We start from the raw sequence: 22,861 nt of genomic DNA, 5'->3' as shown, positions 1-22,861 counted from the left end.
GCAAACCTATTTTTTAATAAGCCAGATAAAATCAGCCTCGTGTTCGTTTTTTTCGTTACTTACAAGGGCGATTACCACTACTTTTTTATCTGTTTTTAAATCCTTAATGTGCAAGGGAACGCCTACGCTTTTATCTGTGTGAAAATTCCCGGCTATTAAAATGCTAGAATTATTAGCTTCTACTAGCTTTTTAGCCATGTTTCTATCTTTGTATTGTTGAATTTGAACAAGTTTATTTAAATAATTTTCTTCTGTTTTATTAGGGTGAAAACTAGCGATTAATTCTTTAATCTTGCTTTGTACCTTTTCATTTGTGGAATTTTCGCCTTTGATTAATTCATAACCCTTATAAATAGTGCTTATTTCATCTTTGCTTAAATTTCCAGCTATGATATTTGAATTTGAGTAAAAGGTAGTTTCAAGGAGTAAATCATAACCCTTGCCCCAGTTTTCATTAAAGGTTAGGGCTTTTAATAAATCATCTTGTTTAATATTACTTTTATTAGATTCTGCTTTATTGATAGCCTTTTGCTGGTTATTGTCAAACATTTCAAAGACTACATTATAATCTTTTCTTTGAATTAGGGCCTTTAAAATTTCATTTTGAGCTACATGAATTTTAATTTTATCATGTTCTTCGCCAAGTAAAATAATATCATACTCATAAATTTTATCTATAAACTCATCAAAGCTTAAATAAAGATTAGAACTTACTTCTTTTATGGTATAGTCCTTATTTTCTTCTAGTTTTATATTTTTATAAGAACAAGCCGTAATTAGTAAGGTAAAAAAACAAGCAAATAAAATTTTCATAATGCCCCTTTATTCTAAACTTACGCCCTCGTTAATCACAATCTCGCCTATTATAAAAGCATCGCTATTTTCAAGCACCTTATTTACATTTGTAGCTGATACCACTAAGGCTAAGCCAACACCCATATTAAAGCTTCTATACATTTCATTTTCTTCTACCATTTCAGATATTTTATAAAAAATTTCAGGCGTTTTTAAATGGTGTTTATGAATAACAGCTCCAAGTCCTCTTGGGAAAATGCGAGGTAAATTTTCTAAAAGCCCACCTCCTGTAATGTGTGCTAAGGCGTTAATATAAGGCTTTAAATTTAAAAAATCCTTAACATAAATTCTAGTAGGGGCTAGTAAAATATCTATTAAATTTGCTCCTTCAATCTTATCATCGAATTTTAAATTCATTTTTTCAAAAAGAACCTTTCTAGCTAAAGAATAGCCATTTGAATGAAGGCCCGAACTTGGCAAGGCTAGGATTAAATCGCCATTTTTTACAAAGTTACTTCTATCAATCTCATCTTCTTCTGCCATTCCTACTGCAAAACCTGCTAAATCAAAATCATCCTTTTGATACATTGATGGCATTTCAGCCGTCTCACCTCCTATTAGGGCACAATTTGCTATTTTACAACCTGTAGCAATGCCCTCAACTACCTTTGTAGCTACTTCTATATCAAGTTTAGCACTAGCATAATAATCTAAGAAAAATAAAGGCGTGGCAAAATTACAAATCAAATCATTTACACACATGGCAACTAAATCCTGCCCTATGGTGTCAAATTTCTTACTATCAATAGCAAGTCTTAATTTAGTCCCAACCCCATCAGTAGCCCCTAAAATAACAGGCTTTTTAAAATTATTTGGCAAACGAAAGGCACCAGAAAAAGAACCGATTGAACCTATAACATTTTCATTAAAAGTGTTTTTAACAAGGGGTTTAATCCTTTCAACAAAGGCGTTTCCATTGTCTATACTAACCCCAGCATCTGCGTAAGAAAGTTTCATTTATTTACCTTTAAGAATTTAAAGGGTATTTTAACAAAAATTTTTTAAACAAGGCATAATATGAAAAATGCTTTTATAGTAAGTGCTAGTATTGCTTGTGGGAAAAGCACTTTTTTAGAAATTGCTAAAAATATGGGCTTTAAAACACTAAGTGCTGATAGTATTGCCCATGAAATTTTAGATAGTAATGCTAAAGAAATTAATGCTTTATTTTTAAACAACGAGCTTTTAGAAAATGATAAAATCAATAGAAAAAAACTAGGTCAGGTTATCTTTAATGATAAGAATGAAAAAAAGAAATTAGAAAATTTTATGTTTCCAAGAATTAGGGCTAAAATTTGTGAAGCAATTGAAATTTTAAATAAAAAAAACAAGCCCTTTTTTATAGAAATTCCTTTGTTTTTTGAAAGTAATTTTTATAAAAATTTAGGACAAAGTATTTTAATATACACCCCAAAAGAACAAGCTTTAAAAAGGCTTATGAAAAGAGATAACATAAGCAAAGAAGATGCCCTTATTCGTTTAAATTCTCAACTTGATATAGAAGAAAAGAAAAAATTAGCCGATTTTGTAATTTACAATACTACTTCTTATGAAAATTTTCAAGAAGAATGTGTTAAATTCATACAAAGAATCAAAAAGGGAGATTTATGATTTTTTATAAATATTATGCAAATGGCAATGATTTTGTAATATTTAACGCAGAAAAAAAAGAAGATTTAAGTAAGTTAGCAATTTTACTTTGTAACCGCTATAGTGGCATAGGAAGTGATGGTTTAATAGCCATTTTAAAGCATGAAAAATACGACTTTGAATGGCAATTTTATAATAAAGATGGAAGCATGGGAGAAATGTGTGGAAATGGGGCAAGGGCTGCAGCCCACTTTTTTCACCACTTTAATAAGGGTAAAAATAAGCTTAGCTTTTTGACAGATGCAGGGGTTATTAGGGCAAATGTTGAAAAAGATATGGTTGAGATTAGTTTAGGAGAGGTTAAGGATATAAAAGAAAGCTTTGAGTTTAAGGGTAAAATTTGGCAAGGATGCAATACAGGCGTTCCTCATTTAGTTTGCTTTGTAGATGATATTAATGAATTTAATAAAGAAGATGCGAGATTTTTAAGGCAAAAATATAATGCAAATGTAAATTATGTACAAATTATAAATAAAGATTTTATCAAGGTTAGGACCTTTGAAAGAGGGGTAGAGAACGAAACTTTGGCCTGTGGAACTGGAATGAGTGCTTGTTTTTATTTAGGAAAGTTAAAAAACTTACTTTTAGATGAGATTAAAATTAGCCCAAAAAGCGAGGATTTAGCCTTTTGTAAGATAGAAAAAAACGAAGTATATTTAAAAGCAAAGGTGAAATGTTGTTTTGAGGCACATTATTATTTTGATTAGTTTTTTTATACTAGCTTTTAGTATAGAAAAAAACGGCTTTGGAGAGAATTTTTACAAGCTTGAGTTAAATCAAAGAAGAGAGATTTTCTTTGAAAAAATGAACGAAATGCTTGATAAATCCTTTAAAGACATTTTAGAAGAAAGAAAATTTGTACAAGCTCTTTTAAGTCAGGGTGAAAAAAATGGCTTTAGAATAGGCAATAAAAAGGCCCTTGCAAGATTGATAGAACTGAAAAATAAATATAGAATTAATAATCTTTTTGATATAAATGAATACCTTATAAAAATCGCCCCTACGCCTAAGTCCTTAGCTATCTCACAGGCCATTTTAGAAAGTGGCTTAGCAAGTAGTCGTTTTGCAAGAGAAGGTAATAATCTTTTTGGCGAATGGACCTGGACGCAAAAAGCCATTGAACCTAGCAAAAAAACGCCCGGAAAAAAGGGTGGGGCACGTATTTTTAGTAGCATACAAGATAGCATTGATTCTTATGTTCTTAACTTAAATCGCCATTTTGCTTACGAGAATTTTAGAAAAAAAAGATTGGAATTTTATGAGAAAAAACAAATTTTTACAGGGCTTGATGCCATTGATACGCTTATTTCGTATTCTGAGATAAAAGAGGAATATTTTAGACGCATTACTACTATTATAAAACTTTATAATTTAATTAAATACGACATTGATTACGCAAAAGAATTAGCAAATCATAAATTAAATGAAGAGAAATTTTAAAAAAGAACGATTGGAGCTAATCGTCCTTAACTTAAAAGAGTAAAAAAATTAAAAAAATAGTTTGTAAAAACAGAAACAAAAAAACAAAACAACCTTGATATCGTACATAAAAATGCTTTAATGAAATTTAAACTTTTGAAAAAATATATTTTTTTAAAGTTGTAATTAAAAAAAACTATAATTTTGTAAATTTTTTAATAAAGGTGTATTGCGAAAGTTTTAAAATTTATCTTATATGCTAGTTTGCTATTAACTGCGTGTAGTGAAAATATAGAATTTAAACCTAAAAATGAATTAGAAAGATTAGCATTGGAAAAATTTGAAGAATTTAAAGAAATTCATTCTAAAGAATATATAGCTTTAAATGATAATTACGCAGATAAATTAGCTGATAAACAATGTTCAAAATGCAAAGATGTAAAAAAGTTAGACATTATTTAGATACATGTAGCGATGTATATTTATATTTTACAAAAGTTATATTTTATATTAATAAAAATGATGAAAATCAAAGTTTAAAACATAAAGCAATGTTTGTGGATTTATCAAAAAACAAGACTTGCAAAGATTATAAAGAATTTAAAAAAACAATGATTAATACAAGTAAATTTTTAATCCCCTAAAACACCACTTCCCTATTTGAATTTATGAGTGTTTTAAAGATAAAATCGCTAAATAAACTTACGCTTTGTTCGCTTATTTTATTTAAAAATTTTTCAAATTTACTTTCTTCTTGCCATATAGGATTTACAACATTTGCCAAATCTTGCAACTGCTTTTTAGCCATTTCATAACTAGTTAAATCATCAATTAAGCCAAGTTCCTTTGCACGACTTGCTAAAAATACCCTAGCATCTGCCCAAATTTGCTTATTTTCTTTGTTTAATTTTCTTTTATTTGCTACAAAATCAGTAAAAAGTTCGTAACTTTGATTGATTAAATCTTGCAAATAAGCTTTTTCTTCATCTTTCCAAGGTCTTGTAATGGTCCCTGCACTTTTAAAGGTCCCTGCTTGAATGCTTTGTTCTTTAATGCCTATTTTATTTGCTAACTCGCTAATGTCAGCTCCTTGCATAATCACGCCTATTGAGCCTATAAAACTTGCTGGATTTGCTAGAATTTTATTTGCACTTACCCCACCTAAATAACTTCCACTAGCCATTGTACCATTTGTATAGGCTACTACTTTTTTTACCTTGCTAAGTTCTTCAATGGCTAAGGCTATTTCCATGCTAGGTCCAAAGGCACCCCCAGGACTATCAATAACGAGTAAAACGCCCTTAATATTATTGTCATTTTTTGCCTTATATATATTTTCAACTAGCACTGAAGAATCGATAATCGCACCCTTTAAATCAAGTCTTGTTAAATTTGCAGGGTTTAAGTTTGATTTATTGCTTGGCATTAAAATAAGTAAAACGATAAACAAAAAAACAAAGGTCTTAAAATAAGTATTAATGTATCTTATACAACTTGCTAAAAAACTAAAAATTCCTTTTAAAGATTGCATTTTTCACCTCTTATAAATAAATCTTTTACTTCTTTTGTTTTTAATATAAATTGCAAGGGCAGTTGTTTTTCATCACACTCACCAACCTCGCATACGCTAAAATCAGCACTTTTTCCAATTTCTAAGGAGCCTAAATCATTAAAATTTAAAGCCCTAGCAGGATACAAAGTAGCCATTAATAAAAGCTTTTTTGCAAGGGATTTTAACTCAAATTCCTTATGTATTAGCAAATTTGCACGCATTTCATCAAGGATTGATAAGGAAATATTTGAACTAAGTCCATCCGTGCCAAGGTGTATATTTAAGCCACTTTTTAAAACCCTTTTTAAATTTAGACTTTTTTGACTTAAAAGGCGATTAGAAAAAGCACAATGGGTAATTGAATGCAAATGTTTATCTAATTTTTCAAATTCTTTTAAAAAAACACAATGCGTAAATAGGGTCCTTTGTCCATTAAAAAGGGCTAAAAAATCATCTATTTTATGCAAGGGTTTTATGTTTTTATTAAAGTTTAAAAACCATTTTTTAAAATCCCCACTTTCCTTTCTTAGCCACTCATTTTCAGCCTTACTTTCTAAGAAATGAACGCTTAATAAGTTTTTGTGAGTTTTAGCTAAATTTAGGGCAAATTTTGCAAGTGTTAAATTTGTAGAATATGGCGAATGCAAGGATATAGCAGGTATGAAAAGGTCGTTTTTAAATTTTAAGCTTTCATTAAAACGTTTTAAAAAATCTGCTTTTTTTATCTCGTTTTCACTTTCACTTGAACCTAAAATTTCATTAAAATATACTATCCTTGCACCACTTTTAACGCAAGGTATTAAATCGCTTCCAAAGCTTGAAATTGCCCCTATTGTAGCTGTGCCTGTTTTTTGCATATTTTTAATGGTATTTAAAATAAGCCTTTTTTTTGCCTTTTCATTTAAGCTTACACGGCTTTTAATCACACTTTTAAGCCAAGTAATAAAATCTCCATATGCTAAATCATAGGCATTTGCACTAAATTCTAAATGCGTGTGAGGATTGATAAATGCTGGTAAGATAAGAGAATTTTTGCTTGTTTTAATGAGTTTTGCATTTGGGTATTTTTTTTGCAAATTTTGTAAATTTCCAAATTCTTTAATCTTTTTATCAAAAACGAAGGCTTGATTTTTAAGAATTGTAAATTTTTCATCACATACAAAAATATTTTTTGCATAAATTAAAAACACGAATTTCCTTTCAAAAAATAAAATTGTAGCAAAAATTTATATTAATAATGTTATAATAAAAAGTTAAAGTTAAAAATTTAAAAAGGTTAGCTATGAAAATTCTAGTAATTCAAGGTCCAAATATCAATATGCTAGGCGTTAGAGAGGTTGGCATTTATGGACCTATAAAGATGGAAACCATACATGAGCAGTTAAAAGAAGTGGCTAAGACAAATAGCGTAGATATAGACTTTTTTCAAAGCAATTTTGAAGGAGAATTAGTCGATAAAATACAAGAATGTTTAGGTACTTATGATGGCATTATTATAAATCCTGCTGCTTATACTCATACTTCAATTGCCATTCGAGATGCCATTGCGGCTGTTAATTTACCGACCATTGAAGTACATATTAGCAATGTTTATAGAAGAGAGGAATTTAGACATAAGAGTTTAATAACTCCTGTTTGTGCTGGTTCTATTGTAGGTTTTGGACCACTTGGCTACAATCTAGCCTTGCTTGGACTTATCACAATAGGCAAGCAAATAGAACAAATGAAGTTGCAACAACAAGCTGCAAAATAATGTTGTGTATAAAGGGGGCAAGACGTATAGAAAAAATGCGTTTTTTCCCTTATAAAAGTAAATTTTTAAGGAAGTTTAAGTATTTTGCATTTATAGGACTTGGTAGTAATATGAACGATGAAAAGAAGTGTTTTAGGGCTTTGTTTAGACTTTTTATGGATGATAGAAGGCTTAGAATTTTGGCGACTTCTCCATTACTCATAAATAAAGCCTTTGGATATGAATTTCAAAAGGATTTTACAAATGCTGTAATGTTGCTACAAACAAGTTTACACGCTAGGGCATTTTTAAAAATTTTGCTTTTTTATGAATTTAAATTTAAAAGACAAAGAATTTTTAAAAATGCCCCAAGGACGCTTGATTTAGACCTTTTGTATTTTTCTAAAAAGGTTAGGGAAGATAGTTTTTGTAAGGTACCTCACGAATGTGCTGATAAAAGAATTAGCGTAATTTTGCCTTTGGGCTTTATAGAAGGAAGATAAGTGGGACAACTCATAAGAACTTTAGAGGTTGAAAATACCGAAGAGATTATTCCAAGAGTAAAAGAGGAATTTGGCGATGCGGCTATGATTATCACAAATAAGCAAATCAAGCCAAAAACAATGAGTCATAAGGGACTTTATGAGGTAGTTGTAGCTATTGAAGAAGAAGATTATGAAGCACACCTTAAAAAAATGGGTAAAAAAATGCCAAAACCAAGTACCACAAATCCTAAAACCCAAGAAGATGTTATTTTAGATTTTTCAAAAAGAGCTAAGACAAATTTAAATTTAGCACAAGAAAATTTTAAAAATAAATTAAATAATAAAGAAGATGATGATTTAAACAATTTTAAAGAACGTCTTTCAGAAGTAAGCAGTGAGATAAGTAAGGTTACAAATACTACCTTGCCAAATGAATATGAAAAGCCAAATTTAAATGCAAGTAGCACAAATTATAACAAAAAAATAGAAAGCTTTGAAAAACAAATAAATAAGCTAAACGATAAGATGAATTTGCTTGTTGATATGATGTGGGATGATAAGTCAGGGGAGCGTAAAAATCTCATAATCCCACCTGAATTTGCAAGTATTTATAAACAAGCTAAAGAAAGCGGAATGCTTGAAAATCACTTAGAAGAGATTATGAAAGCTACCATTGAAAATATGCCAACAAGCATGAAAACAAATAAAGATGCGGTGCAAAGGTATTTTTATTCGCTTTTAAGAAATATCTTGCCTTGTCGCGTAGAAAGTGAGATTAAAAAGCAAAAAATTATGATGCTTGTAGGTCCAACAGGGGTTGGCAAAACTACGACTTTAGCAAAACTTGCCTTTCGTTATGCTTATGGGGATAAACGTTATAAAACAGGGATTATAACCCTTGATACTTATAGAATAGGAGCAGTCGAGCAGCTTTTTCAATACGCCCAAATGATGAAACTGCCTATAATTGATAGTATAGAACCAAAAGATTTAGACGAGGCCATTAAAAGTTTAAGTTCTTGCGAGGTGATTTTAGTTGATACCATAGGAAATTCTCAATATGACCAAGGAAAACTTGCAAAAACAAAGGAATTTTTAACGCATTCTGATGCAGATATTGATGTAAATTTGGTGATTTCTGCTAATACTAAGCATGAAGATTTAATGGAAATTTATAAGAATTTTTCTTTTTTAGGTATTGATACCTTGATTATAACAAAATTTGATGAAACAAAGGTTTTTGGTAATATTTTTTCATTGATTTATGAAACAAATATTCCTATGAGTTTTTTCTCTATAGGTCAAGAAGTACCAGATGATATAGAAGTAGCCAATAGTGATTTTTTGGTCCGTTGTATCTTAGAGGGCTTTCATAAAGGAAAAATAGATGAGCAATCAAGCAAATAGATTAAAAAATTTAATGAGTGAGTCAAAAAATAAAAATACTAAAAATACCCATTTTATCGCTATTACAAGTGGCAAGGGTGGGGTTGGAAAAAGTACTATTAGTGCAAATTTAGGCAATGTCTTAGCAAACAATGGCTACAAAGTAGGACTATTTGATGCAGATATTGGTTTGGCAAATTTAGATGTTATCTTAAATGTTCGCATAGGCAAAAATCTTTTGCATGTGTTAAGAGGTGAGTGTTCACTTGGGGATATTTTAATAGAAGTAAGGCCAAATTTATGGTTAATTCCCGGTGAAAGTGGAGATGAAATTTTAAAATACAATGATAAAAATATTTATGAAAGATTCTTAAATCAAGCAAGTGTTTTAGATGAACTTGATTTTTTAATCATAGATACAGGGGCTGGAATAGGAGGAAATATCTTAAATTTCTTAGAAATGTCTGATGAGGTCGTGGTTGTAACGGTGCCTGACCCTGCTGCTATTACCGATGCTTATGCGACCATTAAAACCACTTCAAAGACAAAGGAAAATTTATTAATGATTTTTAATGTGGTTAAAAATGAAACAGAGGCCTTAAAGGTATTTGAAAATATCAAAAAAGTAGCCGATGCTAATATTAAAAATCCTTTAAATTTAGAATTTTTAGGTTTTTTAAGTGCGTCAAAGGAAGTAAGTTTAAGCATTAAAAAAAGAACCCTATTTAGCGATGAAAATACAGCTTCAAGCGATGAGTTAAAAGCCCTAACTTCTAGGCTTTTGTATAGATTGGAACAGAAAGTGCTTGATAATACGCAGTCTCGTAGTTTTTCTAGCTTTTTTAGAAAAATTATAGAGAGATTTTAATAAAAGAAGTGTGTATGAGACCAGAAAATTATGTAGCATTTTTTACAGCTTGTGGCTTTTTTGTAGGCATTATTTTTAGTGTTGCAAGTCTTGATGATGCCTTTGATATTTTAATGTTTACCTTGTTTATAACCTTTATGTTTTATGTCTTTGTTCATATTTCTATTATGAATTTTGTGGATATGAAGAGGATAAGTGGACGTATTTTTGATAAGCATGATTATGAAAAGACAAATAATTCTATTATAAATGACCTAGTTTTACGCGAAAAAAGAATGGATATAATCTTAGAAAAATTAAACGAAGAACGTGAAGAATTAAAGAAAAATGAGCTTAGGGAAAGAAGGAAGAATGCAAAACGAAACGCCTCATAATCCTTATACACAAATCATTAAAAAGCAGCAAGATGACCTTGTTTTAGCTTATATGCCAGCCCTTAGGGCTATGGCCTTTCGTTTAAAAGAACGTTTGCCATCAAACATAGATGTTAATGATTTAATAAGCGTGGGTGTTGAGGAAATGATAAAATTATCGAGACGTTATGATAAAGAACAAAATGATAATTTTTGGGGTTTTGCAAGAAAAAGGGTTAATGGTTCTATGCTTGATTATTTGCGTAGCCTTGATGTAATGAGTAGAAATAATAGAAAGATTATAAAGGATATTGATAATTTAATAAATGAGTATTACCAAGAACATGAATGTGAGCCCGATGATGAGTATTTAGCTAAAAAGCTAGACTTAGAACTTGATAAGATTAAAGAGGTAAGAACAGCCCATGCGATTAGCTATACCTTGCCTATTGATGAACAAATGGAACTTTATAATGAAGATGATACTTTAGAAAAGATAGAAAAAGAAGAGCTTATAGATAAGATAAATGAAGTTTTAGATGATTTAAAAGAAAGAGATAAGTTAATTATTCAGCTTTATTATTATGAGGAGCTTAATCTTAAAGAGATAAGTGAAATTTTAGAGATAAGTGAAAGTAGAATTTCACAAATTCATAAAAAACTTCTTAAAAAGCTTAGAGAAAGGTTGTCCTAATGGCAGAAATACTCTCCCAAGAAGAAATTGACGCCCTACTTGAGGTTGTCGATGATAATTCTGACACGCCCGTTGCTTCAAAAGAAGAAAAAGATGCCAGAAATATAGTAGTATATGATTTTAAACGTCCAAATAGGGTTTCAAAAGAACAGCTTAGAACGATTAAGGGTATACACGATAAATTGGCAAGAAATCTAGCTTCTCAAATTTCATCTATGATGAGAAGTATAGTTGAGACAAAATTACATTCTGTGGACCAAATGACCTATGGTGAATTTCTTATGTCCTTGCCAAGCCCTACAAGCTTCAATGTTTTTTCTATAAAACCTCTTGATGGAAACTGTGTTTTAGAAATAAATCCAAGTATAGCCTTTCCTATGATAGATAGGCTTTTAGGAGGACAGGGTGATAGTTACGAGGCATCTAGAGAACTTACTGATATTGAGTTAAATTTATTAGATAGTATCTTGCGTATAGTTATGCAAAGATTAAAGGAAAGTTGGTCAACCGTAACTGAAATTTATCCAAGTATAGAGGCAAAAGAATCAAGTCCAAATGTTGTTCAAATCGTATCACAAAACGAAATTATTATAATGGTTGTTATGGAGATTATCATAGGAAATTCAAGTGGTATGGTTAATATTTGCTATCCTGTCGTGCACTTAGAAAGTATTTTAAGTCGTTTGGCAAATCGCGATATTATGATGGGTGAAACCTCGGCTAAAAAATCAAGAAATAAAGAATTAAAAACATTAATCGGTCGTGCAGAAATCATTTATGAGGTTATTTTAGGCAAGACTATAATAAATGTAAATGAATTTTTAGAATTGCAACAAGGAGATATTTTAAGGCTTGATAGACAAGCTGATGATAAGGCCATTGTAAGTATCGATAAAAAGGATGTTTTCTTAGCACAAATTGGACTTCATCGTTTTAGAAAGACTATTAAGATTATAGAATTAATACGTACTGACAAAGATGAGATTAAAGAAATCCTTGAACAATACGAAGAAGAAAGAAGGGCTAAGGCAAGTGGATATAACGAAGTTGATGAAAGCGAGGAAGAAGAAATATGACAAGTGATTTTTTAACATTATTTACAAATGAATGTACTAGTACTATTGAGGGATTGACCGGAAAATCGGCTGAATTTAGTGATTATAAAGAATTTGATGTATCATCGCAAGATACTTTAAAACCACCTCTTGTAAGGGCTAGTTTTAATGTAAAACCTAAGGGCAAAATGACTATTTTAGCAGGTGCTGTTTTAATGAGTGCTATAGGTGAATGGATGATGGGCGAAGAAGAAATAACTAAAAATGACAAACTTGGGGCTGATGAGATGGATGCAGCTAAGGAAGTTTTTCAAAATATAATCTCAGCCTTTACTACCTCAGTTGGTGCACAAAAAGATATTCCTAAGCTTGAATTTGAATTGATTGAATGTTCTTTTATAGAAGAACAGCCTGATTTAAAAGATTATATAAAATTATATTTTTTTGATGTAAAGGTAGAAGATTTAAACGAACAGCTTTCTTTAACGGTTGACCAAAAACTTTATAATATTATTAATAATATCCAGGAAGAAAATAGTGCACATAGCGATAAAAATGGCGATAAGGGCATAAATATAAGCGAAGAGTTAAGAAATATCGGGCTTATTATGGATGTTCGTTTGCCAGTTCGCGTTCGCATAGGCAATAAAAAAATGCTTTTAAAAGATGTGCTAACAATGGATATAGGTTCAGTTGTGGAATTAAATCAACTTGCAAACGATCCTTTAGAAATTTTAATAGGAGACAAAAGAATAGCCTATGGCGAGGTTGTTATAGTCGATGGAAACTTTGGCGTTCAAATCACAGAAATAGGTAGCAAAAAAGAAAGGCTTGAACAGCTAAGATGAGGGAATTTTACGCGGATATTGATAAATTCAAAGAAATTCCTAAATTTTCAAAAGCCGTTACTTTTTTTGGTTCTGCAAGATTATCAAAGGATAATATTTATTATATTAAATCAAAAGAACTTGCAAAAGCTTTGGCTGAGCTTGGAGTTTGCATTATTAGTGGTGGGGGTGGTGGCATTATGCAAGCTGCAAACGAGGGTGCAAATTCTAGGGATAATCACAAAGATAAAACCCTTTCTGCTGGTTTTAATATAATTTTACCCCACGAACAACATTCTAATAACTTTTTAGAATATAATATGATTTTTAAAAGCCTAACCATTCGCAAAATGGCTCTTATCGAAAAGAGTCTCGCTTTTGTGATTTTTCCCGGTGGCTTTGGAACACTTGATGAATTATGCGAAATTCTAACTTTAAAGCAGTTAAATTTCAAAAAAGATGTTCCTATTTTCTTAGTTGGGAAAGAATTTTGGCAAGGCTTTGACGCGTTTGTCAGGAATTCTTTACTTAAACTAAATACTATCTCAAAAGGAGACGAGTTAAAGTATGAAATCACTGACGACTTAGATTTTATAATAAAAACTTTAAAGGAAAAATTATGAAAATTCTAGTCGCTATGAGCGGTGGTGTGGATAGTTCTGTGAGTGCTTATAAACTTAAAAATGCAGGACATGAAGTAATAGGCTGTTATATGAGATTGCACGGCAAGCCAAATTATCACGAAGAAAATATACAAAAGGTTCAAAAAGTAGCTTCTTATTTACAAATTCCTTATCATGTATTAGATTTGCAAGATGATTTTAAAGAACTAGTCTACATGCCCTTTGTAAATACCTATAAAGAGGGCAAAACGCCTAATCCTTGTGCCTTATGCAATCGTTTTATAAAGCTTGGAAAGCTTTTGGAATTTGCAAAAAGTCTAGGTTGTGATAAACTAGCTACAGGGCATTATGCAAGGATTGAAGATGGCTTTATTAAAACTGCCTTTGATGAAAGCAAGGACCAAAGCTATTTTTTAGCAAATGCTCAAAAAGAAGCCCTTGAAAGCCTTATTTTTCCACTTGGTGAATTAAAAAAAGAAGAGGTTAAAAAATTTGCAGCTGGTATTGAGATATTAAAAAGTTTTGCTACTCAAAAGGAAAGTTCTGAAATTTGCTTTGTTGAAGATAGCTATGTAAAGGTTTTGGATGAGTTTATGGATACTAAAATTCCTGGTAAGGTTTTAAATTCAAAGGGCGAGATTATAGGAAAGCATGAAGGTTATATGCACTATACTATAGGAAAAAGAAGGGGTTTTGAAGTAAAAGGGGCACACGAACCTCATTTCGTGCTTAAAATAAATCCACATAAAAACGAACTTATAGTAGGCAATAAAGAAGAATTAAAGATAGAAAATTTCATACTTGAAAGTATTAATCTTTTTACGCCTTTAAAGGATTTTGAGTGCGAAGTTAAGATTAGATATCGTTCAAAAAGCGTTCCTTGTGTGGTTAGCGTTGATGAGAATTTAAGAGCTAAGATAGAGTTAAAAGAAGCACTTTATGGTTTAGCAAGTGGTCAAATGGCAGTATTTTATGATAAAGATAAGGTTATAGCGAGTGGTTTTATTAGTTAAAGGCAAAAGGTGACAAGTTTAGCCCTTGAATTTAGACCTAAAAATTTAGATGAAATTTTAGGACAGGAAAGCTTGGTTGAGGTTTTTGAAAAATTTATTGATATGAAAAAACTTCCTCATAGCATTTTTTTTGGTCCTGCAGGTTGTGGAAAAACTACCTTTGCTAGAGTTGTCGCTAATGCCTTTGGGCTTGATTTTTACGAATTTGATGGAGGAAATTTTAAGCTTGAAAGCCTAAGAACTATCATAAATCGTTATAGCGAAAGCCTTTATAAGCCCTTAATTTTCATAGATGAAATTCACAGACTTAGCAAAACTCAACAAGAAATGCTTTTAATCCCTATGGAAAATTATCGCTTCATTATCATAGGGGCAAGTACGGAAAATCCTTATTTTGTGCTAAGTTCAGGCATAAGAAGTAGGAGTATGCTTTTTGAATTTAAGCCCTTAAATTATACGCATTTAGAAAAACTACTTTTAAGGGTACAAAATAAATTAAATTTTAGCATGGATGAAGATGCAAGGGAATTTTTATTAAAGAGTGCAGATGCAAGGGCTGTATTGAATTTGCTTGAATTTGTGCTAGTTTTTGATGACAGGCACATAAGCCTTGCAAATCTTAAAAGATTGCGTCCTACTATGCAAAGCGAGGGTGTTTCAAGTAAGGATACGCATTATATTTTAATATCAGCTCTCATTAAAAGCATGAGAGGAAGTGATGTTGATGCGAGTTTGTATTATTTGGCTAGACTTATAAATGATGGGGAAAGTGCTGATTTTATAGCTAGACGTTTGGTAATTTTTGCAAGTGAAGACATAGGAAACGCAGATACAAACGCTTTAAATTTAGCCATTAATACCCTAATAGGCGTAAAAAATATAGGCTATCCAGAGGCTAGAATATTACTAGGTCAATGCGTGGTTTATCTTGCAAGTGCTATAAAATCAAATTCAAGTTATATGGGAATTGATGAGGCCTTAAATTTTGTAAAAAACAATAAAGCACTTGAAATTCCAGCCTATCTTGATAATAATAGCCCTCAAAAGCAAAAATACCTTTATCCTCACGATTTTGGAGGCTGGGTTAATCAAAAATACATAAGCAAGGATATTCGTTTTTATAAAAGCAAGGGCAAGGGCGATGAGTCAAGGCTTTTGGATAATTTATTTTTTATGAAAAATCAAGGCATAGATTAAATGAATTCATTGGAAATAATTACTTCGTTTTTAAAAGAAAATCCTATCCAAATTCTAAGTACTAGTAGTGATAAAAAACCTATTTCAAGACCTATTGGGAGTTTTTTATTAATAAAAAATAAGCTTTGTTATTGTATGAATAAAAATAAGGCAATGCATGAACAACTTTGTCAAAATCCCTTTATATGTATTTGTGTTTGCGCTAAGGATTTTACATGGCTTAGACTTCATGCTAAGATTAAATTTAGCGATGATTTAAGCTTAAAACAAGAATTTATCAATCAAAATAAAACTCGCTTTAAAGACCCAAAAGATATAAATTTTGCTGTTTTTTATCTAACTCACATTAAAGCCGAACTTCATAAGGGCTTAGAAATTCAAAAATTTGAGTTTTAGCTTGAAATGTGTGTATCAATATTATGTTTTTCATAAACCTTTAAAATGTCTTCTAAAAAAGCTATAAGTTTGTTATGTCCTGCTTTTTTAGCATTTTTTAACATTCTTATAAATATTTTTTTGCCAAGTTCTGTTTGTTTGTAATTTTTCTTTAAAAAATTATGTTTTGAATAAAGTGTTTGCCCATTTTCTAGTAGCGTTGTGCCACCTAAATCCTTAGCTTTAATGTAGGCTACTTGAAGTTCTACCCCTTCTTTTATGCTCATTCCACAAACCATGCATTTATAATTATCTAGTTCTAAAATTTGTTTTTTAAGTTTTGGGCTAAAATCTTTTAAATCATTACGCAAATTTATAGAATTTGGGTCATACCTATAAATTCCCTTATCAATCTTTTTTAAATATCCCTTTTGATATAAACTCCTAATTCCTCTATCAGGGTCGCGAAAAATTTTACCGGTTCGTTTTAACCACTCTTTATTAACCCAATCAACTACTTCTAGGGTATGCAAATTTTTATTTGGGTTGTTTTTAAAAAATTCCATTATTAAATCAAGTTGAGACATTTTTATTTAATTATTTGCATAGAATTTTCAAATCTTTGCTTAGATAACTTGCAACACTTCTCATCAAGTTCAATTCCTATAAATTTCCTATCGTTATTATAGGCTTCTATCATTGTAGTACCACTTCCACTAAATGGGTCGCATACTAAATCATTCTTGTATGAAAAAAAGCTTTATGCACCTTTTTGGAAGTTCTCTTGGAAAGGGTGCTGGGTGTCCTATACGTTTTTTAGATTCTCCATTAAAACACCATAAGCCATTTGTCCAAGCCATAAATTCATCCTTTGTTATAGTACTTATCCCCTTATTTTGCTTTTTCCATTCATCTTTGTAAAGTACAACTATAAGTTCTACAGGTGCTATAACATCAGGTGCACTAGCATTTAGCCAACTTCCCCAAGCCGTACGCCTTGAAATGTTTCCTTCGTTCCAAATAATGCTACTATGATATTTAAAACCTATTTTTTTAGCAATTTGAGTAAGGTCAGCTTCCACGCTTTGCTGGCCTCCTTTATTTTTATCAAGGGGTATATTGAGGCAAAATCTACCACCACTTTTTAACCAAAAATAACAATTTTTAATCCACTTGCAAGACCATTTTAAATAAGCATTATAATCCTTTGTATCATCATCTAAGCCATATTCAATGCCTACATTATAAGGTGGGGAGGTAATGATTAAATCAAGCAAATTTGGCGATATAAGATTTTTATTTAAAACATTATCATTATAAAGAAATATATTTTCAAAGCTAAAAAATGGTTTTATTACTTAATTACTCTATAATCTCAAATTCTTTAAAAATAATCTTATAATCATTTTGACAAGATAAACAAGTTTGTCTTAAAAAATTTTTATTATTAATATACTCGCTTAAACCCCTATAATAAAGCGTTTTAATCTCATCTTTTATAATAAAGGGCATGATATTATTTTTTAGACATTCTTTAAACATTAACAAACGTCCTACCCTGCCATTGCCATCTTCAAAGGGGTGTACGCGTTCGAATTTATAATGAAAATCTATTATACCATTTAAGTCTATTTGCTTTTTATTATACTCATCTAAAAGCTTTTCAAGCTCGGCTTGTACGAGTTTTACAGGGGTGGTTCTAATATTTCCCATTATATTTTCGCACTGCTTAAAATCACCTATAACCTTTGCATTGTAGCAATTTTGCTTTATTATAAAATGAAGTTCTTTTATAAATTCAATGCTTAGATTATTTGTGATATTATCTAGTATAAAATCAAAGGCTTTAAAGTGATTAATAGTTTCAAAAATATCGTTTAATTTAATAATCTGGGCATTATCACTAGTAAAAAAATCCTTATCAAAAAGCTCAGCCACCTGATAAAAATCAAGCTGACAACCCTCAATCTTATTAGAATGATAGGTAAAATTTACCTGTGTATAATCATACAAACAATTTTTTATAAAAAGCTTTTTTTCTTCTAGCAAGGTAGTTAAAACAGCTTTCATTTTTAAGCCTTTTTAGCAAATTCTTTCATAAATTCGCATAGTGTTTTTACATCTTGCAAGGTTAAGGCATTGTAAATACTAGCCCTAATGCCACCAAGCAGTCTATGTCCTTTTAATCCTATCATGTTATTATATTCTGCTTCTTTTACAAAGATTGCCTCTAAGTCTTTATTTTCTGGTATATTAAAGCTAACATTCATTAAAGACCTACTATCTTTTCTAGCATGACCCTTATAAAAGCCATTACTTTCATCTATGCAATCATAAAGCATTTTAGCCTTTTCTTCGTTGATTTTATTAATCTTATCAAGTCCACCTATTGATAAAAGCCACTTCATTTCAAGATTAAACATATAAATAGCAAAGGTTGGCGGGGTATTAAATAAGGATTGATTTTCGCTATAAGTTGAGTATTTTAACATGCTTGGTATATTTTTATTTTTACATCTTTTAATCATATCCTTTCTAATGATAACGCAAGCAAGGCCAGAAATTCCAGCGTTTTTTTGCACCCCTCCATATAAAAGACCGATATTTTTAAAATCAAGTTTTTTTGAGAAAAAGTCACTTGATGCATCTATGATTAAGGGAGCCTTTGTTTGAGGCAAGTTTTTATACTGGGTACCATATATAGTGTTATTTGAACAAATATAAGCATAATCAGCATTATCGCTAAATTTAATCTCAGGGATATAGCTAAAGTTTTCATTTTCGCTACTTGCTACTATATTGTGATTTATATTTAAAATACTTGCTTCTTTTAAGGCCTTTTTAGTCCAAATGCCAGTGTTTGCATACTCACACACGCCATTATTTGCTAAATTCATAGGCACCATGGCAAATTGTAAACTAGCACCTCCTTGTATGAAAAGCACTTCATAATCATCTCCCAAGCCATATAATTTTTTAGCCCCATGCATAGCACTAAAATGCACCTCTTCAAAGATTTTTGTCCTATGGCTAATCTCCATTATAGAAAAACCTTGTTTTTGATAATCAAATAATTCTTCTTGTGCCTGTTTTAAAATGCTAACTGGCAGGGTAGAAGGACCTGCACTAAAATTAATTTTTCTCATCTTTTCTCCTTATAAAATTTTAGCCTTTTTATGCTCATTTTGTGAGTGAAGTTCTATCTCATCGCCTGTTTTTAACTTACTTAAATTTAGCACCTTGCCATTTTTTGTAATGGATATTAAATCCTTGCTTTTTTTAAAAAAGCTTTCATATTGCAAAAAGGCATTTTCTAAGCTTTCAAGTTTAAATTCTGTTTGTTTAAGCTTGTTATTTATTGCACATTTCATTTGTTTAAATAAATTTTCATTGTAGTTTAATTGTGCTTGTATACTCTTTGGCAAAGAATTAACCTTGAAAAATTTCCATAAATTTGCAAGTTCACTTTCTCTTTTTTTAATGAAAATTTTAAAAACATTGTCTAAATTATTATACATTAAATCTAAGCCTTGTTCTAAGTCATCCCTTGAAGTAATTGCCACATTTATAGCAGCACTTGGAGTTGGTGACCTATAATCAGCTACAAAATCGCTAATCACATAGTCAATCTCATGCCCAATAGCTGAAATTATAGGTGTTTTAGCCTTAAAAATTTCTCTAGCCAAAGTTTCATCATTAAAGCAAAATAAGTCTTCCCTGCTACCTCCTCCTCTTGCTATAATGATTAAATCAAGATTAAAATTATCAGCCTTTTGAAGTGCTTTTATCAAAGAATTTGGGGCCTCGTTTCCTTGAGTTAGGGAGTTAAAAATATAAATTTTTGATAAAAAATTATTTTTTTGCCTTATGATTTTTAACATATCTTGCAATGCTGCCGAGGTCTTTGAAGTAATTATTCCTATGCTTTTTGGAAATTTTGGCAAGGCTTGTTTTTTCTCAAAAAGCCCTTCTTTTTCTAATCTTTTTTTAAGGGCTAAAAAACGAGCCTCTAACTCGCCATTGCCCGCCTTTTGTATATGTGAAACTACAAATTGATAGGTTCCACTTGCTGGATAAACACTCAATTTTCCATTAAGTTCTAATAACTCACCAATACTAGGTACAAAATCCATTTTATAATTAAGAGAACTAAACATTACGCAACTAATGCTAGATTCTTTATCTTTTAAGGTAAAATACCAGTGATTTGAAGAATGGATTGTAAACTTAGAAACCTCGCCTTGTAAATTTATGTTATTAAAATTTGATTCTAAGTAGCTTTTTGCCCTTTGATTAAGCTCACTAACTGTCATTTTTTTCTCGCTATAAACATAGAACTTATGCCAAAACTAAAATTTTTAGTTTCTAAAATTTCAAAGCCTATTGATTTAAGTTCTTCGATAAATTCATTTTCACTTAAAAATTCATCAATGGAATTTGGCAAATATTCATAAGCATTTTTATTTTTACTTATAAAAGCACCTAAATTTGGCAAAATATTTTTTAGATAAAAGTCCCTACACATAGCTATAAAGCCACCCTTTTCGCGTTTTGTAAACTCTAATACTAAAAAAATTCCATTTTTTGATAAAACCCTGGCAAATTCAGTTAAGGCCTCTTTTCTATCTACAACATTGCGAATTCCATAGCTTATACTCATAATATCAGCACTTTCGCTTTTTAAAGGTAAATTTTGTGCCATAGCCTCGATAAATTCTATATCTTCAAATTTTTTACTTGCAACACTTAACATAGCACTACTTGGGTCAACTCCACGTAAAGAACTTATTTTTTTACCTAATTTTTTTACACTTTCTTGCCAAATGGCTATCATATCCCCCGTTCCACAGGCTACATCTATGATATGTAAATCATCTTTTTCATATAATTTTAAGACCCTATTACAAGCCTTTTTTCTCCAACTTATATCAATGCCAAAACTTAAAATTCTATTTGCTTTATCATAAGTCGGTGCGATTTGATTAAACATTTGTATGATTTTATCTTGCTTTTGCATTAAAGTCCCTTGTAAATTCTTAAATATTTATTTGTTTTGCTAATGAGAGTAAAAAACTTATCTTGCCTAGTTTGCATTTTATTTAAAAATTTTTTCATACTTTTTGAAAAATATTTTTTATGCAGTTTATTTAAACTTTTTAAATCAAAAAAATAAGCAAAAAATTCAAGTAAAATTTTTAACTCACTATATTTAAATTCTAGGTCAAAATTTATATCATCCTTAAGGGTCTTTTTGAAAATAATCAATTTTTTACGAATTTGCAAGGCTATTAAATTCTTAAAAAAATAATCCTTTTTTTGTCCCTCGTAAAACAAACCCTCTTTTATAAAGGTATCAAAATCACTAAATAAGTCATTTAAATTATCAGAACTTAGCAAAAAAAGCAGGGCCTCTTCTTTTTTTTCATTTTGATTTAAAATGCTTTTTGTTTTTTGAGCTAGGTCTTTAAATTTAAGTGCTAAGTTTTGACTTAATCTTTTATCAAAGATATCATCAAAGCTTGAAAGAACGATAAAAAGCTTCTTTGCGTATAATTGCAAATTTGCAAAATCTTCTTCTTTTTTTTCTTGCAAAGAAGTACTCCAAAAAAATTTAAGCTTTTTAAAAAGGTAAAATAAAAAGATTCTAAAACCATCAAAGGCCTTAATTGAACTTGGAAAATTTAGGGTGAAATTTTGATTTTTTTCTATTATTTTAAAGCATTTGTCTATGTCAAAGTCTATAAACTCATTTCCATATAAGCTTAATTTTTTAGAACAAAACTCATTTAAGCTTAATTTCTTTTTTGCCTTAAATTCACTAGGCAAACTAAAATTTTCACTATCCTTTAAATTTGAAAAAAATACACGCAATAAACAAAGATTTAAACTCTCATAAACTTCAATAAAAGCCTTAAAAGAACAAAAATTAAACATATAGCTTATTTTATTTAAAGGCTTTGTAAGAGCATTTTTCTTAGCGTCTTTAAATTCCTTTTTTGTTATTTGGTTTCTTTCTTCTTCTAAAAAATCGCCTTCAAAGATATGTTTTTTAAAGTATTTATCATCAATCTTGTAAAATTTCAAACTTTCATTTTTAGAAATTTTTGTATAAAAAAAGTTAATATTACAAGTTTTAAAGTTAATTCCATCTTTATTTAAATTTGTAATCAAAGAAAAATCATTAAGCAAAAAAATCTTTTGAATTTCATAAACCATTAAAATAACCTAAAATAAATTGCGTTATTTTAACCTTTTTTCCTTAAAGCTTATTGACATTTTTTGCAAGTTTTCACATAGGCACAAAGTCCTAAGTGTTCTATAAAATTTCCTATTTTTTTCTCTAATTTTTCTTGATAAGCATCAAGTTGAGCCTCTTCAAAACTCATATCGCTAATATGCCCACAACTTTGGCAAATGATATGTATGTGCTTTTCTTCATAAATATCATAGCAAGTTTTTTGATTGGCTACATTTATCTCAACTACTAAGCCTTGTTCTTGCAGGGTATTAAGATTTTTATAAACAGTGGCTAAGGAAATAGACGGATACTCTTTTTTAATCTCACTATAAAGTTCATCTATATTTGGGTGTTCGTGCCTTTTTAAAATCTTTAAAACGCAAAGACGTTGAGGCGTTGCCTTTAGCTCACAAGACTTTAAAATTTGTAATAATTCCATAATTTTTACCTTTTTTTTAATTTTAAAATGATATAGAAAAAATATTAAAATAAGTTTATATTAAAAGATATTTTTTATCCTTTAATAAATTTTTATTAAG

General features: G+C 30.1%; 27 protein-coding genes and 1 pseudogene. 16 read left to right on the top strand and 12 right to left on the bottom strand.

Going from position 1 to position 22,861, the window contains the following annotated elements:
- Nucleotides 1-6: 6 nt before the first annotated feature.
- Together FMM58_RS08430 and purM are read right to left on the bottom strand one after the other, a co-directional pair.
- Entirely contained in the window at nucleotides 7-813 is an 807-nt protein-coding gene (locus FMM58_RS08430; RefSeq protein WP_150140458.1) for a ChaN family lipoprotein, read from the bottom strand.
- A gap of 9 nt (nucleotides 814-822) precedes the next feature.
- The gene (gene purM, locus FMM58_RS08425; protein ID WP_150140460.1) at nucleotides 823-1,812 is read right to left on the bottom strand and encodes a phosphoribosylformylglycinamidine cyclo-ligase; all 990 of its coding nucleotides are present in this window, start codon (nucleotides 1,810-1,812) and stop codon (nucleotides 823-825) included.
- A gap of 60 nt (nucleotides 1,813-1,872) precedes the next feature.
- On the opposite strand from purM, the gene coaE reads away from it, so the two are divergent.
- From coaE to FMM58_RS09220, 4 genes are all read left to right on the top strand, one after another.
- Complete coding sequence (coaE, locus tag FMM58_RS08420) at nucleotides 1,873-2,466, top strand: dephospho-CoA kinase (RefSeq protein ID WP_150140462.1); 594 nt, start codon at nucleotides 1,873-1,875, stop codon at nucleotides 2,464-2,466.
- Entirely contained in the window at nucleotides 2,463-3,212 is a 750-nt protein-coding gene (dapF, locus tag FMM58_RS08415) for a diaminopimelate epimerase (protein WP_150140464.1), read from the top strand. The genes coaE and dapF overlap by 4 nt, the downstream gene beginning before the upstream one ends.
- Nucleotides 3,187-3,945 (top strand): glucosaminidase domain-containing protein, encoded by a 759-nt coding sequence (locus FMM58_RS08410; RefSeq protein ID WP_150140466.1) that lies wholly within the window; start codon nucleotides 3,187-3,189, stop codon nucleotides 3,943-3,945. Before dapF ends, FMM58_RS08410 begins: the two co-directional genes overlap by 26 nt.
- 309 nt (nucleotides 3,946-4,254) lie before the next feature.
- A complete protein-coding gene (locus FMM58_RS09220) occupies nucleotides 4,255-4,386 on the top strand; it encodes a hypothetical protein (RefSeq protein ID WP_263312641.1) in 132 nt (43 codons plus the stop codon).
- A 178-nt stretch (nucleotides 4,387-4,564) separates the two neighbouring features.
- Here the strand turns inward: FMM58_RS09220 and sppA are convergent, their stop codons facing one another.
- Both sppA and FMM58_RS08400 read right to left on the bottom strand, forming a co-directional pair.
- Nucleotides 4,565-5,455, bottom strand: coding sequence for a signal peptide peptidase SppA (gene sppA, locus FMM58_RS08405; protein ID WP_150180569.1), 891 nt, complete (start codon nucleotides 5,453-5,455; stop codon nucleotides 4,565-4,567).
- A complete protein-coding gene (locus FMM58_RS08400; protein WP_150140470.1) occupies nucleotides 5,443-6,666 on the bottom strand; it encodes a metal-dependent hydrolase in 1,224 nt (407 codons plus the stop codon). Before FMM58_RS08400 ends, sppA begins: the two co-directional genes overlap by 13 nt.
- Nucleotides 6,667-6,758: 92 nt before the next feature.
- Between FMM58_RS08400 and aroQ the strand changes: the two genes are divergently transcribed.
- Genes aroQ through FMM58_RS08340 form a run of 12 tightly spaced genes read left to right on the top strand, consistent with a single transcriptional unit; the run spans nucleotide 6,759 to nucleotide 16,105 of the window.
- Nucleotides 6,759-7,229 carry a type II 3-dehydroquinate dehydratase gene (gene aroQ / locus FMM58_RS08395; protein ID WP_150140472.1) on the top strand — a complete coding sequence of 157 codons (471 nt, stop codon included), beginning with the start codon at nucleotides 6,759-6,761 and terminating at the stop codon, nucleotides 7,227-7,229.
- Nucleotides 7,229-7,711, top strand: a complete 483-nt coding sequence (gene folK, locus FMM58_RS08390; RefSeq protein WP_150140474.1) for a 2-amino-4-hydroxy-6-hydroxymethyldihydropteridine diphosphokinase — start codon at nucleotides 7,229-7,231, stop codon at nucleotides 7,709-7,711. Before aroQ ends, folK begins: the two co-directional genes overlap by 1 nt.
- Entirely contained in the window at nucleotides 7,712-9,100 is a 1,389-nt protein-coding gene (gene flhF / locus FMM58_RS08385) for a flagellar biosynthesis protein FlhF (RefSeq protein ID WP_150140476.1), read from the top strand.
- Nucleotides 9,081-9,947, top strand: coding sequence for a flagella biosynthesis ATPase FlhG (flhG, locus tag FMM58_RS08380; protein ID WP_150180568.1), 867 nt, complete (start codon nucleotides 9,081-9,083; stop codon nucleotides 9,945-9,947). Before flhF ends, flhG begins: the two co-directional genes overlap by 20 nt.
- 14 nt (nucleotides 9,948-9,961) lie before the next feature.
- Entirely contained in the window at nucleotides 9,962-10,321 is a 360-nt protein-coding gene (locus tag FMM58_RS08375; RefSeq protein WP_150140480.1) for a hypothetical protein, read from the top strand.
- A complete protein-coding gene (locus FMM58_RS08370) occupies nucleotides 10,299-10,994 on the top strand; it encodes an RNA polymerase sigma factor FliA (RefSeq protein ID WP_150140482.1) in 696 nt (231 codons plus the stop codon). The genes FMM58_RS08375 and FMM58_RS08370 overlap by 23 nt, the downstream gene beginning before the upstream one ends.
- The gene (gene fliM / locus FMM58_RS08365; RefSeq protein WP_150140484.1) at nucleotides 10,994-12,070 is read left to right on the top strand and encodes a flagellar motor switch protein FliM; all 1,077 of its coding nucleotides are present in this window, start codon (nucleotides 10,994-10,996) and stop codon (nucleotides 12,068-12,070) included. Before FMM58_RS08370 ends, fliM begins: the two co-directional genes overlap by 1 nt.
- On the top strand, nucleotides 12,067-12,897 hold the full coding sequence (fliY, locus tag FMM58_RS08360; protein WP_150140486.1) for a flagellar motor switch protein FliY: 831 nt from the start codon (nucleotides 12,067-12,069) through the stop codon (nucleotides 12,895-12,897). Before fliM ends, fliY begins: the two co-directional genes overlap by 4 nt.
- The gene (locus tag FMM58_RS08355; protein WP_150140488.1) at nucleotides 12,894-13,499 is read left to right on the top strand and encodes a TIGR00730 family Rossman fold protein; all 606 of its coding nucleotides are present in this window, start codon (nucleotides 12,894-12,896) and stop codon (nucleotides 13,497-13,499) included. The genes fliY and FMM58_RS08355 overlap by 4 nt, the downstream gene beginning before the upstream one ends.
- Complete coding sequence (gene mnmA, locus FMM58_RS08350; RefSeq protein ID WP_150140490.1) at nucleotides 13,496-14,512, top strand: tRNA 2-thiouridine(34) synthase MnmA; 1,017 nt, start codon at nucleotides 13,496-13,498, stop codon at nucleotides 14,510-14,512. Before FMM58_RS08355 ends, mnmA begins: the two co-directional genes overlap by 4 nt.
- A gap of 9 nt (nucleotides 14,513-14,521) precedes the next feature.
- Nucleotides 14,522-15,709, top strand: coding sequence for a replication-associated recombination protein A (locus FMM58_RS08345; protein ID WP_150140492.1), 1,188 nt, complete (start codon nucleotides 14,522-14,524; stop codon nucleotides 15,707-15,709).
- On the top strand, nucleotides 15,710-16,105 hold the full coding sequence (locus FMM58_RS08340) for a pyridoxamine 5'-phosphate oxidase family protein (protein ID WP_150140494.1): 396 nt from the start codon (nucleotides 15,710-15,712) through the stop codon (nucleotides 16,103-16,105). It begins immediately after the preceding gene.
- Here FMM58_RS08340 and FMM58_RS08335 read toward each other — a convergent pair.
- The 8 genes and pseudogenes from FMM58_RS08335 to perR form a co-directional block, all read right to left on the bottom strand.
- On the bottom strand, nucleotides 16,102-16,671 hold the full coding sequence (locus FMM58_RS08335; RefSeq protein WP_190317977.1) for an HNH endonuclease: 570 nt from the start codon (nucleotides 16,669-16,671) through the stop codon (nucleotides 16,102-16,104). The genes FMM58_RS08340 and FMM58_RS08335 overlap by 4 nt on opposite strands.
- Nucleotides 16,672-16,673: 2 nt before the next feature.
- A pseudogene (locus tag FMM58_RS08330) lies at nucleotides 16,674-17,439 on the bottom strand (DNA-methyltransferase).
- A 7-nt stretch (nucleotides 17,440-17,446) separates the two neighbouring features.
- Entirely contained in the window at nucleotides 17,447-18,154 is a 708-nt protein-coding gene (locus tag FMM58_RS08325) for a Fic family protein (RefSeq protein ID WP_150140498.1), read from the bottom strand.
- A gap of 2 nt (nucleotides 18,155-18,156) precedes the next feature.
- Nucleotides 18,157-19,230 (bottom strand): phosphoserine transaminase, encoded by a 1,074-nt coding sequence (serC, locus tag FMM58_RS08320; RefSeq protein WP_150151203.1) that lies wholly within the window; start codon nucleotides 19,228-19,230, stop codon nucleotides 18,157-18,159.
- Nucleotides 19,231-19,239: 9 nt separating this feature from the next.
- Nucleotides 19,240-20,397: an exodeoxyribonuclease VII large subunit gene (gene xseA, locus FMM58_RS08315; RefSeq protein ID WP_150140502.1), complete on the bottom strand. Its 1,158-nt coding sequence runs from the start codon at nucleotides 20,395-20,397 to the stop codon at nucleotides 19,240-19,242.
- Nucleotides 20,394-21,101 (bottom strand): bifunctional demethylmenaquinone methyltransferase/2-methoxy-6-polyprenyl-1,4-benzoquinol methylase UbiE, encoded by a 708-nt coding sequence (ubiE, locus tag FMM58_RS08310; RefSeq protein ID WP_150140504.1) that lies wholly within the window; start codon nucleotides 21,099-21,101, stop codon nucleotides 20,394-20,396. The genes xseA and ubiE overlap by 4 nt, the downstream gene beginning before the upstream one ends.
- Nucleotides 21,101-22,300, bottom strand: coding sequence for a hypothetical protein (locus FMM58_RS08305; protein WP_150140506.1), 1,200 nt, complete (start codon nucleotides 22,298-22,300; stop codon nucleotides 21,101-21,103). Before FMM58_RS08305 ends, ubiE begins: the two co-directional genes overlap by 1 nt.
- Before the next feature lie 50 nt (nucleotides 22,301-22,350).
- Nucleotides 22,351-22,761: a peroxide-responsive transcriptional repressor PerR gene (gene perR, locus FMM58_RS08300; protein WP_150140508.1), complete on the bottom strand. Its 411-nt coding sequence runs from the start codon at nucleotides 22,759-22,761 to the stop codon at nucleotides 22,351-22,353.
- Nucleotides 22,762-22,861 lie beyond the last annotated feature (100 nt).

It is taken from the genome of Campylobacter sp. LR291e, from assembly GCF_008633915.1.
Taxonomy (GTDB): domain Bacteria; phylum Campylobacterota; class Campylobacteria; order Campylobacterales; family Campylobacteraceae; genus Campylobacter_D.
Note: the sequence above shows the minus strand (reverse complement) of the source record. Positions and strands in the feature narration are given on the sequence as shown.